Origin of the sequence: Vibrio sp. 10N.222.52.B7 (genome assembly GCF_041474275.1) — a bacterium.
In the GTDB taxonomy this organism is placed as follows: domain Bacteria; phylum Pseudomonadota; class Gammaproteobacteria; order Enterobacterales; family Vibrionaceae; genus Vibrio; species Vibrio crassostreae_C.
Genome location: NZ_JBFRTU010000588.1, coordinates 1 through 412 on the forward strand (window position 1 = coordinate 1; position 412 = coordinate 412).

Here is a 412-nt window from a genome sequence, read left to right on the forward strand (position 1 = left end):
CAGCAAAGAAGCAGAGGTTCTATTTGCGCCAAATGCACACTTTCGAATCACCCAGATAGAGCGAACCTCTACCCATACCTACATCGGCGTAGAGACGGTGAAGGCGTCTGCCGTCAAAAATACTCAGAAATATAATCTCTATTCAGGCAAAGAAATAGAAGCGTCATTTTGGCACTCTCTCGTTTGTATATAAGCTAAGGATCAAGCAATGGAAAAATTTATTTGGGTGCTTTGTCTCTCTTTACTGGCAAGCTACTCCGCGTACGGAGAAGAGTTTGCCGAATTTAAAGGACGTTCACTCTCCCATGAAGCTCAGCAACAAATCGCTGACAACTTGATGGACTGGGCTACCACTCATCATGTCAACGCAGAAAAAAAGATGGTGCCAGAAGAGTATTCCGCAATCAAAAAC

Annotated in this window: 2 pseudogenes; both read left to right on the plus strand. The window is 43.9% G+C overall.

Annotation, left to right across the window (positions count from 1 at the left end):
- Positions 1 to 193, plus strand: a pseudogene (locus tag AB4512_RS24325) (NAD(+)--arginine ADP-ribosyltransferase); the annotation flags it as partial.
- Between the two features lie 15 nt (positions 194 to 208).
- Positions 209 to 412: pseudogene (locus AB4512_RS24330) on the plus strand (hypothetical protein); the annotation flags it as partial.